This is a genomic window from Phycicoccus sp. 3266 (assembly GCF_031456495.1).
Taxonomy (GTDB): domain Bacteria; phylum Actinomycetota; class Actinomycetes; order Actinomycetales; family Dermatophilaceae; genus Pedococcus.
The window spans coordinates 1,822,639-1,845,555 of the sequence record NZ_JAVDUW010000001.1; the positions used below are offsets into that span (position 1 = coordinate 1,822,639).

A 22,917-nucleotide genomic window follows, 5' to 3' on the forward strand; every position below is an offset into this window, starting at 1 on the left:
AGCGGAGGCCGGCCGGGTCCTGCGGGCGTAGCGTCGTGTCGTGACCGAGGAGCTGTCGTACGAGGTGGTGGACCGGCTGCCCGACGGGGTGGAGCTGCGGCGCTACCCCGCCCACGCGGTGGCGGAGGTCACCGTGCACGGGTCGCTCGGCGGCGCCGGCAACCGCGCGTTCGCACCGCTCTTCGCCTACATCAGCGGCGGCAACCGGCCCAGGGCGAAGGTCGCCATGACCGCCCCCGTCGTGCAGCAGGTGGCCGGGCGCGGGGAACGCGTGGCGATGACCGCGCCGGTGGTGCAGGAGCAGGCGGAGGTGCCGGACGCCGGGTCCTCGGGCGAGGGCGGAGCGGGGGAGCGGTCCTTCACCGTCGCCTTCGTCCTGCCCGCCGACGTGACCGAGCAGACGGCGCCGGAGCCGACCGACGACCGGGTCCGCCTGCGCACGGTCCCGCCTTCCCTCGCGGCTGCGATCGGGTACTCGGGCCGGTGGACCGAGTCGGGGTTCGAGAAGCACCGCGACCGGCTGCTCGAGGCCGTGTCGGAGGCCGGCCTGGCGCCGGTGGGCGCGCCGCGCTGGCTGCGCTTCGACCCGCCGTTCAAGCCGTGGTTCCTGCGCCGCAACGAGGTCGTCGTGGACGTCGTCGAGCCCGAGGGAGCCGGCACGAACGACTGAGGAGCGCCCACGCCGAGCACCCGGCGGCGCGCTCGCGGCGCCGCCGACGCGCCTGCCGTTGCAGACGGCATACTTCCGGGGGTGAGTGACGACACCCGCAGCCAGCCCGGTCCTCCCGGCCGGGACACCGCGTCGGTCCCCTCCGCGGCCGCCGGCAGCGCGGGCCCGCAGGCCGACAAGAGCGGTGGCGGCACCCTGGCGCAGGCGCGCGCCGACCTCGCCGCCGGCCGGGAGTGGCGCGCGCGCGAGCGGCTCGTCGCCCACCTCGCCGAGACGTACGACCCCGAGGCCCTCGAGCTGCTCGGGGAGGTGCAGTACGCCATGCGTGACCTGCCCGCCGCCGGTGCGGCCTGGTTCGGCACCGGTCGTCGTGGCGAGGACGTCGACGCGGCCGTCGACGCGTGGCGCGAGCAGTACTCCGACCACTTCCCCGCGATGTGGCTGAGCCTGCCCGCGCCGGTGCGCGAGCACGAGGGGAACAAGCGGGTGGACGCCCTGCGGCGGCGCGCTGCCGCGGTCCCGGCGCCGGGCGTCGAGGCCACCGCAGCCGTGGAGCCGGAGGGCTCGGGCGGGTTCGACGCCGCGGTCGTCGTGGCACTGGTGCTCGCGGGTCTGTTCGTCGTGTGCGCGGTGATCGGCTTCGTCACGGTGCTCGTGTGGCTCGTGCCCTGACCCGGGCCGAGCTGGTCGCCGAGCTCGCCGCGGGCGTGCCTGTCGGCGACGGGGCGGACTGCGTCCGGGTGGGCGTGGACGGTGTCGACGGAGCCGGCAAGACGGTGCTCGCCGGCGAGCTGGCCGCCGCACTGCGCGCGCTGGGCCGCAGGGTGGTGCAGCTGTCCGCGGACGACTGGCACCAGGTGCGCGAGCTCCGCTATGCCCGCGGCCGGCACTCCCCCGAGGGGTTCTGGCTCGACTCCTACGACTACGGGCGGCTGCGGGCCGAGGTCCTCGAGCCGCTCGGCCCGGGCGGCACCCGCCGGTACCGGGCGCGCGGGCACGACCTGGCGACGGACGCCGTGCTCGAGGAGGCCTGGCTCGTGGCGCCGCCGGGCGCGGTGCTCGTCCTCGACGGCCTCTTCCTCCAGCGCGAGGAGCTCGAGGGCTGCCTGGACCACGTGGTCTGGCTGCAGGTGCCGTTCGAGGAGACGGCCAGGCGGATGGCCGTTCGCGACGGGAGCCCGGCCGACCCCACGCACCTGGCGCTGCGCCGGTACGTCGAGGCCCAGCGCACCTACTTCGCCGCCCGCACTCCTTGGGTCAGGGCCGACGTGGTCGTGGACAACTCCGACTGGTCGCATCCGTTGGTGGTGGACCCGGTCGCGCCCCGCTGAGACCGGGTCCCGGAGGGTCGCCCGCGGCCGCGTCCCGCTCCGCGAGTTGGTGCCCGCAACCGCCCCGACGGGCGCGGGTGCGGGAGTACGGTGCAGGTCATGCGTGTATCTCCCGGGCTTCGTTCGGCAGGGTCCCGCCCATCTGGTCGGGCACGGTTGGGTGCGGTCGGCGTGCTGGCACTCGTGGCGTCGGTGGCCCTCGGGGCCGCCGCCGAGGCGGCGACGCCCACGGTGGACCGGGTCTCCGGGGCCAACCGGTACGCCACGGCGGCCAGGCTGTCGTCGGTGTCCTTCCCGGCGGGGGTGTCCGTCGCCTACGTCGCGACGGGGACCTCGTTCCCCGACGGGCTGGCCGGTGCCGCGGTCGCCGGCCGCGACCACGCGCCACTGCTGCTCGTGACGCCGACCGGCATCCCTTCGGAGGTGCGGACCGAGCTGACCCGGCTGGCGCCGCGCCGCATCGTCGTCCTCGGCGGCACGGGCGCGGTGTCCGGCTCGGTCGAGACGGCCCTGCGCGGGTTCACCAGCGGGGGCGTGACCCGGGTCGCGGGCAGCGACCGCTTCGCCACCGCGGCGCAGCTGTCGAGGTCCACGTATGCCGCGGGGGTCGCGAACGTCTTCGTCGCCACGGGCGGCGACTTCCCCGACGCCCTGTCGGGGTCGGCGGCGGCAGGGGCGCAACGCGTGCCGGTGCTGCTGGTGGGCACGTCCTCGGTGCCGTCGGCCACCGCCACCGAGCTGCGGCGCCTGCGGCCCGCCCGCATCACCGTCCTCGGCGGCACCGGCGCGGTGAGCGCCTCGGTGGCCTCGGGCCTGGCGGGGATCGCCCCGGTCACCCGGATCGCCGGTGCCAACCGGTACGACACGTCGGCGCTGGTCTCCAAGGCGGCCTTCTCGTCGGCCCCTCGCGCGCTGCTCGCGACGGGCGCGGACTTCGCCGACGCCCTGTCCGGCGGCTCGGTCGCGGCCGGCGTGCCCGGCCCGGTCCTGCTCTCCCAGGCGGGCTGCGTCCCGGCGAGCGTCCGCTCGGAGGTCACCCGGCTCGGGGCCACCCGGGTGACGCTCCTCGGCGGCACCGGCGCGCTGTCCTCGGCCGTCGCGTCCCTGACCTCCTGCTCCTCGACGCCCCCGCCCCCGGTGGGGTCGGTGTGCACGAACCCGTACTTCACCACCAGCGACCCCAACGGTGGCGTGACCGACGGCGGCTTCTACGTCCACAACAACCTGTGGAACGCCGCGAAGTACCCCGGCACCAAGGGCACCACCTCGGTCTGCTCGTTCCACTCCTGGAACCACACCGCGACCGCCAGCAACAGCTCGGGCACCGGTGAGGTCAAGACCTACCCCAACGTGCACAAGGACTACTCCGGACGCACCATCGCCAGCTTCCCCAAGCTGACCTCCTCCTTCGCCGCGACCTCCCCGAACGTGGGCATCTACGACGTCGCCTACGACCTGTGGCTCAACGGGGTCCCCAACGACGAGGTCATGATCTGGACCGACAACCACGGCCAGTACCCCGCCGGGAACCGGTTCGCCACCGGCGTCACCCTGGGCGGGCACACCTGGGACGTGTACGCCACCGCCGGCAACGGGTACATCGCCTTCGTGCCCTCCGGCGGTGCCCGCCTGACCTCCGGCACCGTCGACATCAAGGCCATGCTCACCTGGCTGGTGTCCAAGGGCCGCGTGTCCGGGGGGTCGTCGGCCACGGTCGACCAGGTCTGCTACGGCGTGGAGGTCGTGAGCACCGGCGGATCCCCCGCCACCTGGAAGTTCACGAGCTTCTCCCTCACCGACCGCTGACCCGCGACGGCGACCCGCTCAGAAGCTGACCGGGTCGCTGTCGAGGAAGTTGGTGAAGTCGTCGGTGGCGTTGAGGTCCACCCAGGCCTGGGACGCCCCCGGCAGCACGAGTTCCTGCACGCTCGCCCGACCCCCGCCGAGCGAGTCGGTGGTGAGGTACCCCGCGATGCCGTGGCAGTCCGCGTCGCCCGGCAGGAGCTGGATGACCCGGATCGCGTACGTGGTGTCCGGGCTGGCACCCGTGACCGACACGGACACCACGAGCTTGCCCGATGCCGGTCGCGTGACCACTGCCTGGCCGAACGGCGTCGGGCGGTCCCCGTCGATCCTGACGCCGTCGCAGCTGTGGTTCGTCCTCGTCAGCGCGACCTTCTGGGCGGGCACGGCCCCCGCGGGCACGGCCCCTGTGGGAGCTGCGCCAGCGGGGGCCGCACCCGCTGCCACCAGGCCGGCGACCGCCCCCGCGACCGTCAGGCCGAAGCGGAGGCCCCTGCTGCTGTTCCTGATCCCCATGTCAACGTCCTCTCACGGCTGTCCCCCAGCCATGGTCCGACCGGCACGACCGCGTGGCCCATCACCAGAACGGCTCGAAGACGCTCCACCAGCGGGCCGAGCCGAACCGGTCCGCGATGGGGTAGGGAGAACGCTTCTCGGTGGTCCCCGAGACGCGCCTCAGTAGTCCCCGAGACGCGCCTCGGGAGAGTCCCCGAGACGCGCCTCGGGAGAGTCCCCGAGACGCGCCTCGGGAGAGTCCCCGAGACGCGCCTCGGTAGTTCCCGGACGTGCCTCAGGAGTCCGTGAGCGAGAAGTTGGTGAACTGCCAGGTGGCAGGCGAGCCGCCGGTGTCGACGACCTCGACGCCGTAGCAGACCTGGTCCACGGTCGCGGCGGACCCGTTCGTGACCCGTCCCAGCGACACGAGGTAGTCCAGCATCGCCTTGATGTCGACGGTGCCGGAGGTCAGGCGGGCACCGCCGGAGGGCACGAAGGCGATGTACCCGTTGCCGGTGGTGGCGTACACGTCCCAGGTGTGCCCGCCCAGGGTGACGCCGGTGGCGAACCGGTTCCCGGCGGGGTACTGGCCGTGGTTGTCGGTCCAGATCATGACCTCGTCGTTGGGGACCCCGTTGAGCCACAGGTCGTAGGCGACGTCGTAGATGCCCACGTTCGGGGAGGTCGCGGCGAAGGAGGAGGTCAGCTTGGGGAAGCTGGCGATGGTGCGTCCGGAGTAGTCCTTGTGCACGTTGGGGTAGGTCTTGACCTCACCGGTGCCCGAGCTGTTGCTGGCGGTCGCGGTGTGGTTCCAGGAGTGGAACGAGCAGACCGAGGTGGTGCCCTTGGTGCCGGGGTACTTCGCGGCGTTCCACAGGTTGTTGTGGACGTAGAAGCCGCCGTCGGTCACGCCACCGTTGGGGTCGCTGGTGGTGAAGTACGGGTTCGTGCACACCGACCCCACCGGCGCGGGCGCGCTCGTCGTGGTGCTCGACGTCGTCGACGAGGTGGGCGTCGTCGTCGAGCCGGTCGACGTGCTGCTCGTGGTCGTGCTGCTCGTGCTCGTCTGCGTCGCCGTCGGGGACGTGGTCGGGGACGACGTCGTCGTGGTCGTGGTGGAGGTGGTCGACGGCTGCGGGGTCGTCGTGAACGTGCGGTCCGCGCCGAAGGCCGTCCCCGCCGAGGTCTTCGCGACGAGGCGGTAGTGGTACGTGGTCCCGCTCGCCAGGCTGCCCAGCGTCGCCGATGCCATCGTGGTGCGTCCCTTGCCCGACGTCGTCGCGGCCGCGGACGAGCCGTATGCCGTGGACGTGCCGAACTGGAACGTGGCCGTGGGCGCCGAGCCGGGCGCAGCGGACACCGATCCCCCGAGGACGGCGCCGCCGGACGTGACCGACGTGGCGTCACCGGTGGTCGCCACGACCTTGACGGCCCCGGTGAGCTGTTGGTCGGACGTCCTGACGGTGTCGTGCACCGCGAGGGCGGCGACGAGCGCCACGGCGGTGACCGCGACGGCAGGCAGGAGCGGGGGTCGGAACTTCACAGGTCCTCCAGGAGGGGTCGACGAAACTGTCTGGGCCCCAACGGCCGGCCACGGGCCCTGCTCCACGAGGCGCCCGATGGCGCGACACCCGAGGGCACCACATCCGGGGTCGATCGGGCAAATCAGGCCCGCGTGTCGAGCGCGCCCGACACCGGGGTGCGCGACCGCTGCCGACGACCCGACGCAGTCGCGCGGAAACCACCGCACCCGCGCGCTCCGTCGCCCTTCCCTTGAGTCGATCCACAGCATCACCGCAGGTCACAGGGGTGGCGCCGGTCGTGCGCCCGGGGCAGGGTGGAGGGTGAGCCGAGGAAACGGAGAGACTCATGGAGACCTACGAGTCGCACCTGCAGCCCGATGGGACCACCTTCCCGCCCGTGACGCCGGACGTCCCGGCGCCGCCCGGGGTGGACGAGCCGGTCGTCCCCGACCTGGTCTTCACGGACCGTTCCACGGAGGCGTCCACGCGGACCCGCCAGGAGGACTGACCGCGGTCCACGCGGTCCGGCGTGGGTCCGCAGCGGCCCCGGCAGTCCATGCCACGCTCGTGGCATGGAACCGCTCGCTGACGTGCTCCTGCTGCACGCGGTCCAGGCCTGGTGCGAGGACTGTGGCGCCGAGCAGCTGCTCCTGCCCGTGGACGACGAGGGCCACCCCGGTCTGTGCTGCTCGGTCTGCGACGCAGCCGTCTTCCTCCTGCCCGCCGAGTCCGTCGCCCCACAGGTGCTGCGCCACACCGCCTGAGCCCAGCACGGCGCAGCCGTTGCGCGGTGCGCACCCGCGGGCACTGCCGGGCTGACGGTGCCAGCCGGCCGACCGGCATACGGGACAGGCGTGGGAAAGGCCCTCGGAAACGGGACCGACCCGGCATAGCCTGCACGGGTGGGCCCTGCAGGGATCGTGCCGCGGCGCGCGGTGCTGGCCGGCGGCGTCGGTGCGGCGGCCGCCGCCTCGTTCGGCCTGCTCGAGGCGCGCGGACCGGCCGACCGCCGGGAGCTGCCGCTGTACTCCGAGACCGTCGCCCTCGGCGAGGCCGGAGCCCGCACCCCCGTCCCGGTGGGGCGCGCCGACCTGCTCGTCGAGGGCACCCGGGTGCTGCGCACCGACCGCTACCCCGCGCGGCTCGTCCACGCCGAGGCGGAGTTCCTCGGGTCGGCCGCCGCCTGGACGCGGGAGCCCGGCCGGTGGTCCGGCATCACCCGGACGGCGCTGCTCGACCTGCGGGTGCTCACCCACGGGCTCCCGGCGACCGTGGCCGGCTGGACCTCGCCGTGGCGGTACGTCTGGCCGCGCGACTGCGCGCACGTCGCCGTCGCGCTGGCCCGCTGTGGGTTCCTCGACGAGGGGGTGGCGCAGCTTCACTTCCTGCAGGAGGTGCAGGGGGCGGACGGCTGGTTCGAGGCGCGGTACGACGCAAGCACCCGGCGCTCCCCGGACCGCCGCCCCCGCCAGTTCGACGACGCCGCGTGGGCGCTCTGGGCGGTGTCCTCGATGCTCGACGAGCCAGGTGCCGACGCCGAGCGGGTCCTGCGCGGGCTCGAGCCGCTGGTGCGGCGCAGCGCGTCCGTGCTCGTGGACAACCTCGGGCCGGACGGGCTGCCGCCGGCGACCCCCGACTACTGGGAGCTGCCGACCGACGTGCTGACCCTGGGGATCGCCGCCCCGGTGTGGGCCGGGCTCTCGCACGCCTTCCGCCTGCTCGACGTCCTGGGCGACCACGCCGGGGCGGACCGGGTCGGCGTCGCGGCCGACGCGGTCTCGCGCGTGGTGTCCGAGCGCTTCGGCGTGACCGGGTACGGCCGCGAGCTCGGTGGCCGTGCCCTCGACGCCTCGGTGGCCTTCCTCTTCCCCCCGTATGCCGTGTACGCGCCGTCGGCCCCGGTGCGGGCCGCGCTCGACCGCGCCGAGGCCGCGCTCCAGCGCCCGGCCGGAGGCCTCGCGCCCGGGGAGGACTGGCGGGCCGACGGCGTGAGCTGGACGCCGCAGACCGCCCTCTTCGCGCTCGTCCACGCGCAGGACGGCGAGGTCGAGCGCGCCACCCGCCTGCTGGAGTGGCTCGACCGCCACCGGACCGAGGCGGGCTCCCTCCCCGAGAAGGTGCTCCACGACGGCCGCCCCGCCTCGGTCGCGCCGCTGGCGTGGACGGCCGCGCTCACGCTGCTGACCGTGTCCGCGGTCCAGGGTTCCGACGAGGCCTGACCCGTCCGGTCCGGTTCGGCGAGGACTTCTGGCCCTGCTGCCGCATGCTGTCCCGGCGCACGCTGGGCCCTGGCGACCGCCCGCCGACCTGGCGACCGACCGCACGAGCACAGAGGGGGACGCGATGAGGCAGCACACGCTGGCCCCGACCACGCACACCCGGGAGCTGCACCAGGTGCGGGAGATCAACGCGGCCCTCGCCACCGCCCACAGGCGCCCGACCGCCGGGTCCGTGGGGGCACCGGGGCGCGTCCCGAGGGAATCGGTGCTGCGGTCGCTCGAGGCCGAGGGCCCACCGTCGTACCCCTACGTGTACGGCGTGTTCGAGGTGCCCGGCGGGACGCACCCGGCCCGCGTCGAGCTCCACACCGACCAGCTGCGGGCCACGAGCGACCAGCTGTCCCTGCGCTCGCACGGCTGGGGACTCTGAGCCCCGGTCGGTCGCGGGATCGGGTCAGCCCCGGGCACTGGTCGGTCGCGGGCGCTGGTCGGCCACGCCACGGGACATCGGCCCGCCGCGGGACGCAGCGCTGGTCAGCCGCGGGCGCGGGCCACGAGGTCCGGGTCCTCGTCGGCCGACGGGTCGGCGTCGGGCAGCGGGTGCTCGCGCTCGAGCCGGGCGCCCTCCACGTCGACGTCGGGCAGGAGGCGGTCGAGCCACCGCGGGAGCCACCAGGCCGCCCCGCCGAGCAGGTGCATGATGGCCGGGACGAGCACCAGCCGGACGACGAAGGCGTCGAGCAGGACCCCGAAGGCGAGCCCGAAGCCGATCGGCTTGATGGTCGCGTCGTGGGAGAAGATGAAGCCGGCGAAGACCGAGGTCATGATGATCGCCGCCGCCGTGACGACGGCCCGGCCCGCGTGCACACCGCGCTGCACAGCCACCCGCGGCGGGGCCCCGCGCGCCCAGGCCTCGCGCATGCCGGAGACGAGGAAAGCTGGTAGTCCATGGCCAGGCCGAAGAGGATGCCCGTCTCGATGATCGGCAGGAAGCTCAGGATCGGCCCCGGGTCGTGCACGCCGAAGAGGCTCGAGAGCCACCCCAGCTGGAAGATCGCCGTGAGGCCGCCGAACGACGCCAGCAGGGAGAGCACGAAGCCGAGGGTGGCCGTCAGGGGCACCAGCAGGGAGCGGAACACCAGGACGAGGATGAGCAGCGACAGCCCCACCACGAGGACCAGGTAGAGCGGGAGGGCGTCGGACAGCTTCTGCGAGACGTCGATGTTGGCGCTGGCGTTGCCGGCGACTCCGAGCGTGACCCGGCCACCGTCGGTGGACCGCGGCTGGAGGTCGCGCAGTGACTGGACCAGCGTCGCGGTCGACTCGCTGTTCGGGCCGCCCTTGGGGATGACCTGGAAGGCGAGCGCGTCACGGGCCCGCGAGGCGCTGACGGGCACGACGGCGACCACGTCACCAGCGTCGCGGATGGCGCGCCCCACGGCCGCCTGCTCCGCGGTGACAGCGTCCCGGGCGACGGGGCGGGGCAGGTCTGCCACGACGAGCAGCGGGCCGTTGTACCCGTCGCCGAACCGCTCCGCCTGCAGCGCGTAGGCCTTGTACGGCGCGGTCTCGCGGGGCTGGCTCGACCCGTCGGGCAGGCCGAGCCGCATCTGGAGGGCGGGGAGGGCGACGACCGCGAGGGCAGCGACTCCGACCAGCAGGGTCAGCACGGCCCGGCTGGTGCGCATCGGGCGGACCGGCGGCTGCGCGGGCCGGTGACCGCCCGCGGCGCCGGCCGTCCCGAGGAGGTGGGCCCGCTCGCGGCGGCGCAGGATCCGCATACCCACCAGCGACAGCATCGCGGGCGTGAAGGTGGTGGCGACGACGATGGCCACGAACACCGCGCCCGCGCCCACCGTGCCCATGAGGCCCAGGAACGGTATGCCGGTGATGTTGAGGGCGAGCAGCGCGACCATGACGGTGGCGCCGGCGAAGACGACGGCGTTGCCGGAGGTCCCGTTGGCCACGCCGATCGACTCGTGCAGACCCATCCCGTGGCGCAGCTGGGTCCGGTGCCGGTTGAGGATGAACAGCGAGTAGTCGATGCCGACGGCGAGGCCGAGCATCACCCCGAGCACCGGCGTCACCGACTGGAAGTCCACCAGCCCCGAGAACGACATCGCGGCCAGGGTCGCCACGCCGACGCCGAGCAGGGCGCTGGCCAGGGGGAGCGCCGCCCCGATGAGCGTCCCAAGCATGAGGACCAGGACCAGGGCCGCCACCAGGACACCGGCGACCTCCCCGGGGCCGAGGACCGACGGGACCGTCTGCGAGATGTCCTGCGACGGGTAGACGGCGACGCCGTCGATCCCGGCCCGCGCCACGAGCGTCTCGATCGCCGTCTTGGTCTCGGTCGGCACCTCGTTGGTGGGCAGGTCGAACGACACCGGGGCGATGGCCGCCGAACCGTCCTCGGAGACGAAGCGGAACCCGGAGGCGAGGTCGGCGACCCGGGCACCGTCCGCGAGCTGCGTCGCCTTGGCCTCGAGCGTTGCACGCTGCGCCGCCAGCTGCTTGCGACCGGCATCCAGCTGGGTCTGGGCGGCGTCGAGCCGGGCGGTGACGCTCGCCGGGGCCCCCGCCGCGGTGGCCGCGGCACGCTGCTGGTCGAGCTGGCGCTGCTGCTCGGCCAGCTTCCGCTCACCCTGGGCGAGGGCCGTACGCCCCTGGTCCAGCTGGGTGCGACCTGCGGCGAGCTGCGCGGCGCCGCGGTCGAGCTGCCCCTGCGTGGCGAACGGATCGGTCGTGCTGCGCACCCCGTGGACCGTGTCGACCTGTCCGAGGAGCCGGGCGACACCGGACTTCTGTGCGGCGGTGAACGGGGTGCCGTCCGTCGTGGTGACGGCCAGGCTCCCCGAGCCGCCGCTGGCGTCCGGGAAGTCCCGGGCGAGCTGCGCGGCAACGGCGCTGGTCGGGGTGCCCGGGATGGTGATGGCCGAGCTGACCGGTCCCGAGAAGCCCAGGAACGTCCCCAGCCCGACGAGGAGGGCCAGCAGCCACAGGCCCAGGACGGTCCAGTGGCGACGCGCGGCGAACCGGCCGACGCGGTAGAGGAGCTCAGCCATGGGTGTTCGGTCTTCCTTCTCGGGTCAGGCGGTGGTGTAGCCGGAGCGGATCTGCCGGAGCAGGCGCGACATGGACCGGGTCCAGGCGCCGCGCGTGGCCGGCGTCAGCCGGGCACCCGACTGCTCGAGCCAGCGGTGGGCGAGGACCCCGACGCCGTTCATGAGGAACGCGACGGTGAGGTCGAGGGTGAGCGGGTCGAGTCCGGGGTCGGCGCGCAGCACCTCGGCGGCGATGCGCCGACCGACCTGGTCCAGCGCGGACTGCGAGATCGCCTCGACGCGGGTCTCGTCACCGCCGAGGCCGCCGATCAGGCGGTCGATCGACACCATCGCCGTCGGCAGGTCAGCGCCACGCACGGCCTCGCACAGGGCGTCGAGCGAGGCGTTCGGGTCGTGCCCGGTGGCGGCTGTCCTGCGCGTGCGCCGCGCGACGTCGTCGAGGACCTGCGCGGTGACCTGGGCGAGGACGTCCTCGCACACGGCCACGAGCAGGGCGTCGAAGGAGCCGAAGTGGTTGAACACCGTGCGCCGCGACACCCCGGCCCGTTCGGCGACCTGCTCCACGGTGATGTGGGCCGTGGAGGCGGACGCGACGAGCTCGCGGGCCGCGGTGAGGATGGCCTGCCGCCGCTCGGCGCGCAGGACGCTGCGCCCGTCGACGGAGGTGGTGGTCACGCGGAGAGCGTAGGAACCTAGTTGCACCGGGTGCAAATTGTTGCCGGTCGCGATCGGTCCTGCCCCACCGGTTCGCGGCGCCCGAAGTGTGCGCATTTGCCTGCGCGCAGGGCCGCCGACCGCGTACGGTCTGCACCGACGCCGCCTGAGGTGAAGGGCAGGCAGGGCGTCGGGCGTGGGGGAGACGCGCGGTGCGCGGGCCGGGTTCGTGCCGTGGAACGCGGGCGGGATCCCTGACGTCACAACGACTCCACGGCCGCCAGCCCGATGCTGCGGCCTCTACCCGGTGAGGACCACAGTGCTCGCGTTCTGGATCGTCGGCGGCGTGGGCGTCGCCCTGTTCCTGCTCACCTTCGTCTTCGGCGAGCTGCTGGACGGAGTCCTCGACGGGGTCGACTTCACCGGCGGGTTCCTCTCCACCGCAGCGGTCGCCGGCTTCGCGGCGGCATTCGGCATCGTCGGCGGCATCGCCATGGGCATGGGCGCCTCGCTGCTGCTCGCCGTCGTCGTCGGCGTCGTCGCCGGCGCGGCCATGGGCGCCGTGGGCGGCCTGACCACCAAGGTCGTGAAGAACACGCCGACCGACCGCGCCCCCGGCGCCGACGACCTCGTCGGGGCCCGCGGCGTCGTCGTGAGCGCCATCGCGGACGGCGCCTACGGCGAGGTGCTCGTCCGCGTCGGCGGCCACCGCCAGAAGTACAACGCGCGCTCGGAGTCCGGCGCGATCGCCGTGGGGTCCGACGTCCTCGTCACAGACTCCCTGTCCAGCTCGTCCGTGCGCGTCCGCGCCCTCTGACACCTCTCACCACCCAGAACGGAGCCCCACGTGTTCGGTCTCAGCCCCGTCGTCCTCGGCGTCGTCGCCCTGGTCGCGCTCGTCATCATCTCGGTCCTCGCGGTCGTCTCGCGCTACAAGGTCGCCAAGCCCAACGAGGCCCTGCTCATCACCGGCCGCAAGAGCAGCGGCGAGGACCTCGCCGGGCAGAAGGTCGTCATCGGTGCCGGCGTCTTCGTCCTGCCCGTCGTGCAGAAGATGTCGGTGATGGACCTGTCCAGCCGCGAGATCGAGCTGCGCGTCCCGAACGCCGTGTCCAAGAACAACATCAAGCTCACCGTGGACGGCATCGCGATCGTCAAGGTCGGCGGCACCGAGGAGGCGGTCCGCGCCGCCGCCCAGCGGTTCGGCAACCAGCAGGGCGCCATCACGGCCTTCACCGAGCGCACCCTGTCCGGTGCCCTGCGCAGCATCGTCGGCACCCTGACCGTGGAGGAGATCATCCGCGACCGCGCCGCGCTCGGCGCCCAGGTCGCGGAGGTCACCGAGCACGCCCTCACCGGGCAGGGCCTGACCCTCGACAACTTCCAGGTGCTCGACATCAACGACGACACCGACTACCTGCGCAACCTCGGCCGCCCCGAGGCGGCCCGGGTCGAGCAGGACGCCAAGATCGCCGAGGCCGACGCGACCCGCAACGCCGAGCAGCGCCAGCTCGCCGCGCAGCAGGAGGTCCTCGTCGCCCGGCGCGACTTCGCACTCCGCGAGGCGCAGATCAAGGCCGAGACCGAGGCGGCGCAGGCGAACGCGGCCGCCGCCGGCCCCCTCGCCTCCGCGGCCAAGCAGCAGGAGGTGCTCACCGCGCAGAGCCTCGTCGCCGAGCGCCAGGCCGAGCTCACCGAGCGCCAGCTCGACACCGAGGTGCGCAAGCCCGCCGACGCCAAGCGGTATGCCGCGCAGCAGGACGCCGAGGCCGCCCGCTTCACCACGGAGCAGAACGCTGCCGCCGACAAGTACACCAAGGTCGCGCAGGCACAGGCCCAGGCCGAGACCGCGAAGCTCACCGGTGAGGCCGAGCGCGACCGCCGTGCGGCGATCGCCGCGGCGACCAAGCTCGAGGGCGAGGCGGAGGCGGCGGCCACCCTGGCCCGGGGCCAGGCCGAGGCGCGCACCATGGAGGCCAAGGCCGACGCCCTCGGCAAGTACGGCGAGGCCGCGAAGATGCAGATGCTCGTCGAGGTGCTGCCGCAGGTCGCGCGCGAGCTGGCCTCGCCCATGGCGGCGATCGACAAGCTGACGGTGGTGTCGACCGACGGCGCCGGGGCGCTGCCCAAGACGGTGACGAACAACTTCGCCCAGCTGCAGACGATGCTGCGCGACGCCACCGGGGTCGACCTCAACGGCCTGATGGACGGGATCGCCGGGCGCAACGGCTCAAGCGCCGCGGCTGCCGGCGCGGCCACCGGCGCCCTCGTCGCGGGCGCGCTGGCAGACGGGTCCGCGGACGGCAGCACGGGCGCCTGATGGCCTTGGTGTCGACGAAGGTGGTCACGTCCGCCCGCTCGAGGGCCGTGGGCACCGTCGCCGTGCTCGCGGTCGCCGTCCTCGCCCTCTCGGGGTGCGAGGTGCGGCTGCTCGCCGAGCCGAGGGGCACCGCCCCGACGGTGGTCCAGGCCGACCGCGGTGAGGGACTGGTCATCGACGCGGACGTCTTCGCCTACCGCGAGGACGTCGGCACGTCGAACGAGGTGCTCCGTGTCGTCAGCGACTCCGGCCGGGAGAAGGTCGTCCGCGCCCTCAATGCGGCCGGCGCCCGCTTCATGCTGGTGGACGAGCGGGGCACGGAGTACCACGACGAGGCGGGCATCGAGTCGGCCGCCGCGAACGACCTCTACACGCCCAACTACGTCTCGGACCCGAAGGTGACCGCCGAGGGGGTCGAGCTGTACGTCGACTGCAAGGGCTCGATCGAGGAGCCCATGGCCACGACGTTCCGGCGGATCCTGCGCGAGGAGCTGCAGGCGGCCGGCATACGCGGCACCGTCCACGCCGTCACGTCCTGACGGCGGCGCAGCGCGGGGGTGTCCCCGACGCACCACCAGCCCGCAGCACCACGGACCGCTGGACCACGAGCGGCTGAACCACAGGCCGAGGGGGCCGGTTCGGTGAACCGGCCCCCTCGGGTGGGGGTGTGGGGATGCGTGTCGTGGGGTGGGGCCGTCAGTTGGCGGCGATGGAGGCCGAGGCCGTCGACGGGCTGCCGCCGAGGATCCCGGTGTAGGCAGAGGAGCAGGAGGGCCGGTTCGCGGTGACGTTCGGGATGGCCGCCGGCGAGTTGCACTGGGGCAGGTTGACCGTGAGCGTCGCGTTTGCGAAGCCCGTCTTCCCGGTGATCCGCCAGGCGTCGCCGAGGAGCCCGACGAGCACGATGCTGCCCGACGGCCGAGCCAGGGTGACGTTGCAGGAGGCGGTGCCCAGGGTGACGACGCCACCCGGCCAGTGCGAGTCGAAGTCATTGTCCTTGATGCTCGTGGTGGTGTTGGTCAGCGTCGTCGCCGAGCAGGTGGGCGGCGGAGGTGTCGTCCCGCCGCAGACGAGCGCACCCGCGGCCGAGAAACCGGTCACGAACTGCCCTGCCGGGCAGGACTTCCCGGCCAGTCCGCTGATGCCGGAGGGACCCTGCGGTCCGGTGGCGCCCGTGTCACCCTTGGGGCCAGCAGGTCCGACGGGGCCGGCCGGGCCGGCGGGTCCGGTCGCGCCCGTGGCACCGGTCGCACCGGTGTCACCCTTGGGTCCGGCAGGTCCCTGGGGACCTGCGGGGCCCTGGATCCCCTGCTGGTTCCAGCTGATGGCGACCTCGGACGGCCGGCACCCCTCGCTGCCCACCAGGAGCCGCAGCATCCCCTGGTTCTTCTGGTAGCAGGCGTTGATGACGGTCGGGGTGGTGGCCGAGACCGCCGACGGCTGCGCCGCGACGACCTGGGCGCCGGTCACCAGCAGGACGGTCGAGCCGAGCGCCACCAGGGGTGCTCGCCAGTTGGGTCGTGACATCGTGCTCCCTTTCTGTCCCGGGCCGGTGAGGCGGAGCCGGCCCCGTTGCCGGATGCGTTCCGATGCCCGCGTTGGACGGTACGGAGAACTGATCGGTGCGTCGTCGGGCATCTGGGGCGTGACCAGCGCCGTCGCCCGCTGCTACCTTGTGATGGCCTGCGTATGCCGTTGAGTAACGCAATCGTCAAGGCGGTGTGGGCGGTTTCGCCCGTTGGATTCCGCTTCGCGCTGTGACGGGGACTGGCTCCGGGTCCCGTCCGATGAGGCCCCTCGTGCCGTCGACGCTGGCGGCCACTCGCCCGTCGCGTCCGCCGTGCAACCGCTGGGCACACCCGAGGCGGCCCGCCTCGCACCCGCGAGGTGGGCGCCCGCTCACCCGTTGCGTCCGCCGATGACGGGAGCCGTCGCCGGGGGCGCTTCGCGCCGAGGGGCTCCTCCCGATTCCCGCCGTGCCTACCGAGTCAGACGCGAGGAACCCCCGAACGAAAAGCGTGTTCGGGGGTTCCTCGCGTCTGAGCCGATGACGGGAATCGAACCCGCGTGTCCAGCTTGGGAAGCTGGCGCTCTACCATTGAGCTACATCGGCGTGCACCGCCGGAACCGGCGGTGCGGCAGGAGTCTAACCGACGCCGCGGGCCGGACCGACCGCCCCCGGCACACCCCTCGCGTTACTCTTCCCCCGTGCTGCTGAGCGACCGCGACATCATCGCCGAGATCGACGCCGGGCGGGTCGTCCTCGACCCCTGGGACCCCGAGATGGTGCAGCCGAGCAGCGTCGACGTGCGCCTCGACAGGTACTTCCGGCTGTTCGACAACCACAAGTACCCGTACATCGACCCGGCCGAGGACCAGCCCGACCTGACCCGTCTCGTCGAGGTCTCGGACGGCGAGCCGTTCGTCCTGCACCCGGGCGAGTTCGTCCTCGGCTCCATCTACGAGACCGTCACCCTGCCGGACGACGTCGCGGCTCGGGTCGAGGGCAAGTCGAGCCTGGGCCGCCTCGGCCTGCTCACCCACGCGACGGCCGGCTTCGTCGACCCCGGCTTCACCGGCCACGTCACCCTCGAGCTGAGCAACGTCGCCACCCTGCCGATCAAGCTGTGGCCGGGCATGAAGATCGGCCAGCTCTGCTTCTTCCGCCTCTCCAGCCCGGTCGACAACCCCTACGGCTCGGCCAAGTACGGCTCGCACTACCAGGGCCAGCGCGGCCCGACGGCGAGCCGCTCGTTCAAGAACTTCTCCACGAGCAAGGTCTGACCGGCAGGGTCGGACCGACCAATCCACCGGGAGGCCGACGGCGAATCCGTCGTGCCCGTCCCGACCCAGGAGTCCCATGCCCGCTTCCCGCCTGCTGTGGCCCACCGAGCTCGCCCAGCCCGACGCCGTCGTCCTCGTCCTGCACGGAGGTCGTGAGCACGGCCACGACGCCGTCCGCGACTGGCAGGCCGCCGTCTGGCGGATGCGGCCGTTCGAGCGGGCCGTCGCGCGCGCCGGGCGCGGGCGCGTGGCCGTGGCCTCGATCCGGTATGCCGTGCGCGGCTGGAACGCCGACGAGGCCAGCCCCCTCATGGACACGTTGCTGGCGCTCGAGCAGATCGAGGCCCGGCACCCGGGTGTGCCGGTCGGCCTCCTCGGCCACTCGATGGGCGGTCGGGTGGCCCTCCACCTCGCCGGCGACGAGCGGGTCCGCGCCATCGCGGCCCTCGCACCCTGGGTCGAGGCCCAGGACCGCGCCCGCTGGCACCGCGGCCTTCACGTGCTCTTCATGCACGGCACCCGGGACCGGATCACCTCGCCGCGGCGCTCGCGCGCGATGGCCGACGCCATGGCCGCCATGGGCGCCGACGTCATCTACCGCGACGTGCACGGCGACGTCCACGGGATGCTGCGCCAGCCCGGCCGCTGGCACCGCGAGTCCGCCGAGTTCCTCGCGACCCACCTGACCCGGCCCCAGGCCTAGGTCCGGAGCCCAGACGCAGGCCGCCCAGTCCTAGCCGTGGGCCCCCGGAACGGAGCCGGTGACGGGCACCGGCTCCGCGGCATACCCCTCGAGCACCCGCTCGGCCACCTCGAAGTCGCCGGCCAGGTCACGGTCACCGAGGTCCTTCGGCAGCTGGTCGCAGCGCGCCAGCGCCTCGGCGAGCGCGCCGACCGGTCGGGTGCCCGACTGCCGCAGCGCCCGCACGGCGCACACGAGCTCGACCGCCACCAGCCGCCGGTACGCCTGCGCCGCGCGGGTGAGCCGCTCCGCGGCGGCGGCCGCGAACGACGCGTCGTCCTCGATGCCGGCCGAGACCTGGGCGGTCTGCACCGCCGACGGTGCCGCCGCGGCCTGGCGCACGACCGACACCGCCGACGCGGCGACGTACTCGGCGATGAGCAGGCCCGACGACCCCGACGTCTCGTCCGCGAGGAAGAGGGGCAGCCCCTCACGGCCGGTGAGCAGGTGCGCGACCCGGGACTGCACCGCGGCGGACGAGCGCGCGAGCGCCAGCAGGGTCGAGTCCGCCCCGAGGGCGAGGTATGCCGCGTGGAAGCCGCCGTGGTGCGCGACCTGCGGACCGTCCGGGCCGGGGGTGAAGACGGGGTTCTCGGAGGCGGTGTTCACGGCCGTCTCGACGACGGTGCGCAGGTTCGCCGACCAGTCGAGCAGCGGCCCGTGGACCTGCGGCCAGGTGCGCAGGCCGAAGAAGTCCTGGATGTACGCGGGGCGACCCGGCTGGCCGGTGACGAGGGCACGCACGTGCCCGGCGACCTCGGCGGCCCCGGGGAAGGGGGTCGCGTGGGCCGCGGCCTCGCTGAACGCCTCGGGGTTGCCGCGCAGGGCGACGAAGGTGAGGGCGCAGACGGTGCTGGCAGCGCGGGCGGTGCGGGCCACCGAGCGGGTCGCCAGGGCGGACTCCGCGAGCGCGAAGGCGTTGGAGGACAGCAGGGGGAGCGCGTCGCCGGCGTCGAGGTGCAGGACCTTCCTCCTCCTGCCGCCCACGCGGTCGCGCTCGCCCAACAGGGTGAGGCCGACCTCCGCGAGAGCCGTCAGGTCGGCGGTGCCGAGCGAACCGTGACGGTGCACGACGGGGAGGTCCTCCGCCGGCATACCCGCGAGGTCGGCCAGGGCCACCGCGAGCTCGGTCCGCGCGCCCGACCCGGCCGCGAGCAGCTGGTTGGCCCGGATCGCCAGGGCCGCGCGCACGACCGGCTCGGGCAGCTGGTCGCCCCATCCGGCGGCGTGCGTGCGCAGCAGCCGCAGGCCGTGCTCCTCGTCCGAACCGGTCAGCTCCTCCCGCGCGGCACCGACGCCCGTCGTGTGGCCGTACACCTCGCGCCGCTCGGCGACCACGGCCGCGTCGCGGTGGGCGCGGGCGGCCCGGGCGACGGCGTCCGGGTGCGCTGCCACCGCCGCTCCGCGGGCGAGGACGGCGATGCCCTCGAGGTCGAGGTCCGCGCCGGTGAGGTCGACGGTCTGTGCCACAGGCCCCAGTATCGCGGCCGGGCAACCCTGCGCAGGACAGGTTTCGGGGTCGGTCCGCGGGATCGGCGGGTGTCACCGACAGGCGTTAAGTTGATCGGCATGATCGTCTTCGACGGCGTGACCAAGGAGTACCCCGATGGCACAGTCGCCGTCGACAACCTGAGCTTCGAGGCGCCCACCGGCAAGATCACCGTGCTGGTCGGGCCGTCCGGCTGCGGCAAGACGACCTCCCTGCGGATGATCAACCGGATGATCCGGCCCACCTCGGGCACGATCTCGCTCGACGGTCGCGACACGGCTCGGATGAAGGAGTCCGAGCTCCGACGCGGCATCGGGTACGTCATCCAGCACGCGGGGCTGTTCCCGCACCGCACGGTCCTGGACAACATCGGCACCGTCCCGCGACTGCTCGGCCGCGACAGGCGCGAGACCGAGAAGCGCTCGATGGAGCTGCTCGAGCGGGTCGGCCTCGACCCGGCCTTCGCCAGGCGGTACCCAGCCCAGCTCTCCGGCGGCCAGCAGCAGCGCGTCGGTGTCGCCCGGGCGCTCGCCGCCGACCCGCCGGTGATGCTCATGGACGAGCCGTTCAGCGCCGTCGACCCGGTCGTGCGCGAGCAGCTGCAGGACGAGTTCCTGAGGCTGCAGGGCGAGCTCGGCAAGACCATCGTCTTCGTCACCCACGACATCGACGAGGCGATCAAGCTCGGGGACCAGGTGGCCGTGCTCCAGGTGGGCGGCCACCTCGCGCAGATCGCCGAACCGGCCTACCTGCTCGCCCACCCGGTCAACGACTTCGTCGCGGACTTCGTGGGCCGGGACCGCGGCTACCGGGCGCTGTCGTTCCAACCGACCCCGAAGCTGCCGCTGCGTCCCGAGCGCACCATCACCGTCGGGGAGTCGACCAAGGGCATCGACGCGGACTGGCTGCTCGTCGTCGACGAGCGCAACCACCCGCTCGGCTGGGTCGAGCCCCGGCGGGTCGACGGCGAGGTCACCAGCGAGCACCTGCACCGCGGTGGCACCGTGGCCCGGGCCAGCGGCCCGCTGCGCTCGTCCCTCGACGCGGCCCTGTCCAGCCCGAGCCGCCGCGGCGTCATCGTCGACGACTCCGGCTCCCTCGTCGGCACCGTGCGGGCGCACGAGGTGCTCACCGCGATCGAGGACGCCGACCGGCCCGAGCTGGAGGACCGCGACCGCCCCGGGGCCCCGGTCGCATGACCTGGTTCCTCGACCACGTCGGCGACGTCCTCGACCTCGCCGTGCAGCACGCCTACCTCGCGGGCATCCCGCTCGTGGTGGGACTGGTCCTCGCCCTGCCCCTGGGCTGGCTGGCCCGGCGCTTCACCTGGCTCTACGCCCCCTTCACCGCGGGCTTCGGACTCCTGTACACGATCCCCAGCCTCGCGCTCTTCGTGATCCTGCCGCTCGTCACCGGCTACGGGATCCTGAGCCCGGTCAACGTCATCGTCGCCCTGTCGCTCTACACGGTGGCGCTGCTCGTGCGGACCGTGGCCGACGGCCTCGGTGCCGTGCCGGACGACGTCGAGAACGCCGCGACCGCGATGGGCTACACCCGCGGCAAGCGCTTCTTCGCCGTCGAGCTGCCGCTGGCGGTCCCGGTCATCGCCGCCGGCCTGCGCGTGGCCGCCGTCAGCAACGTCAGCATCGTCAGCGTCGCCACGGTCATCGGGGTGCAGCAGCTCGGCCTGCTCTTCAGCGACGGCTTCAACCGCGACTTCTACGACCCGCTCGTCGTCGGCATCCTCGGCTGCGTCGCGCTCGCCCTGCTCTTCGACGGGGTCATCGTCACGGCGGCCCGCGTGCTGACCCCGTGGACCCGCGCGACAGGAGCCCGGGCATGAACGGCGTCCTCACCTGGCTCACCGACCCGACGAACTGGTCCGGGCCGGACGGCATACCCGGCCAGACGCTCTCCCACCTCTGGTACTCGGGCTTCTCGCTGCTCGTCGCCGCCCTCATCGCCATCCCCGCCGGTCTGGCCGTCGGGCACACCGGTCGCGGCCGCTTCCTCGTCGTCGGCCTCGCCGGCGCCGCCCGCGCGATCCCGAGCCTGGGCCTGCTCTACCTCATGGTGCTGTGGCTGTTCCCCCGGCTCTCGGGCGACTCGGCGTTCCTCGTGCCGTGCCTCATCGTGCTCGTCGTCCTCGCGATCCCCCCGATCATGGCGGGGGCGTATGCCGGGGTCGAGGGTGTCGACCCCGCGGCCCGTGACGCTGCGCGCGGCATGGGCATGACCGGTGGCCAGGTGCTGGCCAAGGTCGAGGTCCCCAACGCGATGCCGCTGATCTTCTCCGGCTTCCGCTCCGCGACCCTCCAGGTGATCGCCACCGCGACCCTGGCCGCCGTGGCGGGCACGGGCGGCCTCGGCCGGTTCCTCATCGACGGCCAGAAGGTGCGCGACTACCCGCAGATGGCCGGCGGTGCCCTGCTGGTGGCCGTGCTCGCTCTGGTGGTCGACCTGGTCCTCGCCGTCGTCCAGCGCTACGTCGTCTCGCCCGGGCTCACGGGTCGAGGCACGGGTGGCGGCCGCCGGGGGCGGCGCCGGTTCGCCCAGCGCGGAAATACCCCACAGGATGTAGAGATTCGCGAGCCGCGGCGTACCGTGGACGCCCAAGCCAGTTGACGACCTGTCGACCGAACCGAGAGGCACGACCAGTGAAGCTGACCAGAATGACCGTGACCGTGGCCACCGTGGCCGCGCTGCTGGGGACGGCCGCCTGTGGCAGCTCCGGTGGCGACCCGCTCGCGACCAAGACCAGCAGCAGCTCCGCCGGTGGCGGCTCGAGCAGCGGCATCACGGTCGGGTCCGCAGACTTCCCCGAGAGCGCCCTGCTCGCCGAGATCTATGCCGGTGCCCTCGAGGCCAAGGGCGTCAAGGTGACCAAGCGGCTCAACATCGGTGCGCGCGAGGCCTACATCCCGGCGCTGCAGGACGGGTCGATCGACCTCATCCCCGAGTACACCGGCGTCCTGACCCAGTACTTCAACAAGAACGCCAAGGCCACCGACGCCGATGGCGTCTACACCGAGCTCAAGTCCTCCCTCCCCGCGACGCTGACCGTGCTCGACAAGTCGGCGGCCGAGGACAAGGACGCCCTGGTCATGAAGAAGTCCAAGGCCGACCAGCTCGGCGTGAAGTCGATCGCCGACCTCAAGGGCAAGAGCCAGGACCTCACGGTCGGTGGGCCGCCGGAGTGGAAGACCCGCCTCACCGGCCTGCCCGGGTTCAAGAAGATCTACGGCCTGGAGTTCAAGTCGTTCCGCCCGCTCGACGCCGGTGGCCCGCTCACCCTCGCCGCCCTCAAGAACGGCCAGATCGACGCGGGTGACCTGTTCACCACGGACCCGAACATCGCGGCCAACGACCTCGTGGCGCTCGAGGACCCCAAGAGCATGTATGCCGCGCAGAACGTCGTCCCGCTCATCACCAAGAGCAAGAGCAACGACACCATCGCCGGGGCGCTCAACGCGGTCTCGGCCAAGCTCGACACCGCGACCCTGGCCGCCCTCCTCAAGGAGGTCGTCGTCGACAAGAAGGACGCGTCGGCGGTGGCCAAGGAGTTCCTCGGCAAGAACGGCCTCGGCTGACCTGACAGGCCAGGACACCGGCACGCACGACGAGGCCGGGTGTGGACTCCCCCCGAGTCCGCACCCGGCCTCTGTGCGGCGGGGCCCCGTCCCGCCTGCGCCGGACGGACCTGGGATGCGCCCCTCCACGCATCCCGTGCCCGTCCCGCGAGCCGTGCGTGGACAAGACTGCCGGGACCGTGCCGCCGAGGGCATCGGTGAAACCACCGATACGGGCGAACGACGTCGGTAG

Annotated in this window: 24 protein-coding genes and 1 tRNA gene; 17 read left to right on the forward strand and 8 right to left on the reverse strand. The window is 73.4% G+C overall.

Going from position 1 to position 22,917, the window contains the following annotated elements; genetic code table 11:
* Nucleotides 1-40 precede the first annotated feature (40 nt).
* From J2X64_RS08765 to J2X64_RS08780, 4 genes are all read left to right on the forward strand, one after another.
* The gene (locus J2X64_RS08765) at nt 41-670 is read left to right on the forward strand and encodes a heme-binding protein (RefSeq protein WP_310152498.1); all 630 of its coding nucleotides are present in this window, start codon (nt 41-43) and stop codon (nt 668-670) included.
* An 81-nt stretch (nt 671-751) separates the two neighbouring features.
* Nucleotides 752-1,342: a DUF6584 family protein gene (locus J2X64_RS08770; protein WP_310152501.1), complete on the forward strand. Its 591-nt coding sequence runs from the start codon at nt 752-754 to the stop codon at nt 1,340-1,342.
* Nucleotides 1,327-2,001: a uridine kinase gene (locus J2X64_RS08775; protein ID WP_310152503.1), complete on the forward strand. Its 675-nt coding sequence runs from the start codon at nt 1,327-1,329 to the stop codon at nt 1,999-2,001. The genes J2X64_RS08770 and J2X64_RS08775 overlap by 16 nt, the downstream gene beginning before the upstream one ends.
* 171 nt (nt 2,002-2,172) lie before the next feature.
* Entirely contained in the window at nt 2,173-3,807 is a 1,635-nt protein-coding gene (locus tag J2X64_RS08780) for a cell wall-binding repeat-containing protein (RefSeq protein ID WP_310152505.1), read from the forward strand.
* A gap of 18 nt (nt 3,808-3,825) precedes the next feature.
* On the opposite strand, the gene J2X64_RS08785 is transcribed toward J2X64_RS08780, so the two are convergent.
* Nucleotides 3,826-4,320 (reverse strand): hypothetical protein, encoded by a 495-nt coding sequence (locus J2X64_RS08785; protein ID WP_310152509.1) that lies wholly within the window; start codon nt 4,318-4,320, stop codon nt 3,826-3,828.
* A 274-nt stretch (nt 4,321-4,594) separates the two neighbouring features.
* Complete coding sequence (locus tag J2X64_RS08790) at nt 4,595-5,842, reverse strand: GH12 family glycosyl hydrolase domain-containing protein (RefSeq protein WP_310152511.1); 1,248 nt, start codon at nt 5,840-5,842, stop codon at nt 4,595-4,597.
* Between the two features lie 326 nt (nt 5,843-6,168).
* Between J2X64_RS08790 and J2X64_RS08795 the strand changes: the two genes are divergently transcribed.
* From J2X64_RS08795 to J2X64_RS08810, 4 genes are all read left to right on the forward strand, one after another.
* The gene (locus J2X64_RS08795) at nt 6,169-6,330 is read left to right on the forward strand and encodes a hypothetical protein (RefSeq protein WP_310152514.1); all 162 of its coding nucleotides are present in this window, start codon (nt 6,169-6,171) and stop codon (nt 6,328-6,330) included.
* A gap of 64 nt (nt 6,331-6,394) precedes the next feature.
* A complete protein-coding gene (locus J2X64_RS08800; protein WP_310152517.1) occupies nt 6,395-6,586 on the forward strand; it encodes a hypothetical protein in 192 nt (63 codons plus the stop codon).
* A gap of 138 nt (nt 6,587-6,724) precedes the next feature.
* On the forward strand, nt 6,725-8,041 hold the full coding sequence (locus J2X64_RS08805; RefSeq protein WP_310152520.1) for a hypothetical protein: 1,317 nt from the start codon (nt 6,725-6,727) through the stop codon (nt 8,039-8,041).
* A gap of 124 nt (nt 8,042-8,165) precedes the next feature.
* Entirely contained in the window at nt 8,166-8,471 is a 306-nt protein-coding gene (locus J2X64_RS08810; RefSeq protein WP_310152523.1) for a hypothetical protein, read from the forward strand.
* 104 nt (nt 8,472-8,575) lie between these two features.
* Here the strand turns inward: J2X64_RS08810 and J2X64_RS08815 are convergent, their stop codons facing one another.
* From J2X64_RS08815 to J2X64_RS08825, 3 genes are read right to left on the reverse strand one after another with little or no spacing between them, the layout of a single operon-like run.
* Nucleotides 8,576-8,962, reverse strand: a complete 387-nt coding sequence (locus J2X64_RS08815) for an MMPL family transporter (protein ID WP_310152525.1) — start codon at nt 8,960-8,962, stop codon at nt 8,576-8,578.
* On the reverse strand, nt 8,863-11,106 hold the full coding sequence (locus tag J2X64_RS08820) for an MMPL family transporter (RefSeq protein WP_310152531.1): 2,244 nt from the start codon (nt 11,104-11,106) through the stop codon (nt 8,863-8,865). Before J2X64_RS08820 ends, J2X64_RS08815 begins: the two co-directional genes overlap by 100 nt.
* Nucleotides 11,107-11,130: 24 nt before the next feature.
* Nucleotides 11,131-11,781 (reverse strand): TetR/AcrR family transcriptional regulator, encoded by a 651-nt coding sequence (locus J2X64_RS08825; RefSeq protein WP_310152534.1) that lies wholly within the window; start codon nt 11,779-11,781, stop codon nt 11,131-11,133.
* 286 nt (nt 11,782-12,067) lie between these two features.
* Between J2X64_RS08825 and J2X64_RS08830 the strand changes: the two genes are divergently transcribed.
* The 3 genes from J2X64_RS08830 to J2X64_RS08840 are packed head-to-tail and all read left to right on the forward strand — an operon-like array spanning nt 12,068 to nt 14,619.
* Entirely contained in the window at nt 12,068-12,577 is a 510-nt protein-coding gene (locus J2X64_RS08830; RefSeq protein WP_310152536.1) for an NfeD family protein, read from the forward strand.
* Between the two features lie 30 nt (nt 12,578-12,607).
* Nucleotides 12,608-14,080, forward strand: a complete 1,473-nt coding sequence (locus J2X64_RS08835) for an SPFH domain-containing protein (RefSeq protein ID WP_310152539.1) — start codon at nt 12,608-12,610, stop codon at nt 14,078-14,080.
* The gene (locus J2X64_RS08840) at nt 14,080-14,619 is read left to right on the forward strand and encodes a hypothetical protein (protein WP_310152542.1); all 540 of its coding nucleotides are present in this window, start codon (nt 14,080-14,082) and stop codon (nt 14,617-14,619) included. The genes J2X64_RS08835 and J2X64_RS08840 overlap by 1 nt, the downstream gene beginning before the upstream one ends.
* Nucleotides 14,620-14,776: 157 nt before the next feature.
* Here J2X64_RS08840 and J2X64_RS08845 read toward each other — a convergent pair whose 3' ends face one another.
* Nucleotides 14,777-15,607: a hypothetical protein gene (locus J2X64_RS08845; RefSeq protein ID WP_310152545.1), complete on the reverse strand. Its 831-nt coding sequence runs from the start codon at nt 15,605-15,607 to the stop codon at nt 14,777-14,779.
* Between the two features lie 515 nt (nt 15,608-16,122).
* Nucleotides 16,123-16,193, reverse strand: a tRNA-Gly gene (locus J2X64_RS08850).
* A gap of 95 nt (nt 16,194-16,288) precedes the next feature.
* Here J2X64_RS08850 and dcd point away from each other — a divergent pair.
* Both dcd and J2X64_RS08860 read left to right on the forward strand, forming a co-directional pair.
* Entirely contained in the window at nt 16,289-16,864 is a 576-nt protein-coding gene (dcd, locus tag J2X64_RS08855; protein WP_310152547.1) for a dCTP deaminase, read from the forward strand.
* Between the two features lie 76 nt (nt 16,865-16,940).
* A complete protein-coding gene (locus J2X64_RS08860) occupies nt 16,941-17,567 on the forward strand; it encodes an alpha/beta fold hydrolase (protein ID WP_310152549.1) in 627 nt (208 codons plus the stop codon).
* Nucleotides 17,568-17,597: 30 nt separating this feature from the next.
* Here the strand turns inward: J2X64_RS08860 and J2X64_RS08865 are convergent, their stop codons facing one another.
* Nucleotides 17,598-19,076, reverse strand: coding sequence for an aromatic amino acid ammonia-lyase (locus J2X64_RS08865; protein WP_310152554.1), 1,479 nt, complete (start codon nt 19,074-19,076; stop codon nt 17,598-17,600).
* Nucleotides 19,077-19,175: 99 nt separating this feature from the next.
* Here J2X64_RS08865 and J2X64_RS08870 point away from each other — a divergent pair, with 99 nt between their 5' ends.
* The 4 genes from J2X64_RS08870 to J2X64_RS08885 are packed head-to-tail and all read left to right on the forward strand — an operon-like array spanning nt 19,176 to nt 22,685.
* Nucleotides 19,176-20,294 (forward strand): ATP-binding cassette domain-containing protein, encoded by a 1,119-nt coding sequence (locus tag J2X64_RS08870; RefSeq protein ID WP_310152557.1) that lies wholly within the window; start codon nt 19,176-19,178, stop codon nt 20,292-20,294.
* Entirely contained in the window at nt 20,291-20,938 is a 648-nt protein-coding gene (locus J2X64_RS08875; RefSeq protein ID WP_310152559.1) for an ABC transporter permease, read from the forward strand. Before J2X64_RS08870 ends, J2X64_RS08875 begins: the two co-directional genes overlap by 4 nt.
* On the forward strand, nt 20,935-21,720 hold the full coding sequence (locus J2X64_RS08880) for an ABC transporter permease (RefSeq protein WP_310152568.1): 786 nt from the start codon (nt 20,935-20,937) through the stop codon (nt 21,718-21,720). The genes J2X64_RS08875 and J2X64_RS08880 overlap by 4 nt, the downstream gene beginning before the upstream one ends.
* 32 nt (nt 21,721-21,752) lie before the next feature.
* On the forward strand, nt 21,753-22,685 hold the full coding sequence (locus J2X64_RS08885; protein ID WP_310152572.1) for an ABC transporter substrate-binding protein: 933 nt from the start codon (nt 21,753-21,755) through the stop codon (nt 22,683-22,685).
* Nucleotides 22,686-22,917: the final 232 nt, after the last annotated feature.

Bases quoted from the DNA above. Each gene is read 5' to 3' on its own strand.
- J2X64_RS08820 (WP_310152531.1), bottom strand. From the start codon at position 11,106: ATGGCTGAGCTCCTCTACCGCGTCGGCCGGTTCGCCGCGCGTCGCCAC.
- J2X64_RS08840 (WP_310152542.1), top strand. From the start codon at position 14,080: ATGGCCTTGGTGTCGACGAAGGTGGTCACGTCCGCCCGCTCGAGGGCC.
- J2X64_RS08870 (WP_310152557.1), top strand. From the start codon at position 19,176: ATGATCGTCTTCGACGGCGTGACCAAGGAGTACCCCGATGGCACAGTC.
- J2X64_RS08875 (WP_310152559.1), top strand. From the start codon at position 20,291: ATGACCTGGTTCCTCGACCACGTCGGCGACGTCCTCGACCTCGCCGTG.
- J2X64_RS08880 (WP_310152568.1), top strand. From the start codon at position 20,935: ATGAACGGCGTCCTCACCTGGCTCACCGACCCGACGAACTGGTCCGGG.
- J2X64_RS08800 (WP_310152517.1), top strand. From the start codon at position 6,395: ATGGAACCGCTCGCTGACGTGCTCCTGCTGCACGCGGTCCAGGCCTGG.
- J2X64_RS08860 (WP_310152549.1), top strand. From the start codon at position 16,941: ATGCCCGCTTCCCGCCTGCTGTGGCCCACCGAGCTCGCCCAGCCCGAC.
- J2X64_RS08785 (WP_310152509.1), bottom strand. From the start codon at position 4,320: ATGGGGATCAGGAACAGCAGCAGGGGCCTCCGCTTCGGCCTGACGGTC.
- J2X64_RS08845 (WP_310152545.1), bottom strand. From the start codon at position 15,607: ATGTCACGACCCAACTGGCGAGCACCCCTGGTGGCGCTCGGCTCGACC.
- J2X64_RS08795 (WP_310152514.1), top strand. From the start codon at position 6,169: ATGGAGACCTACGAGTCGCACCTGCAGCCCGATGGGACCACCTTCCCG.
- J2X64_RS08810 (WP_310152523.1), top strand. From the start codon at position 8,166: ATGAGGCAGCACACGCTGGCCCCGACCACGCACACCCGGGAGCTGCAC.
- J2X64_RS08815 (WP_310152525.1), bottom strand. From the start codon at position 8,962: ATGCGCGAGGCCTGGGCGCGCGGGGCCCCGCCGCGGGTGGCTGTGCAG.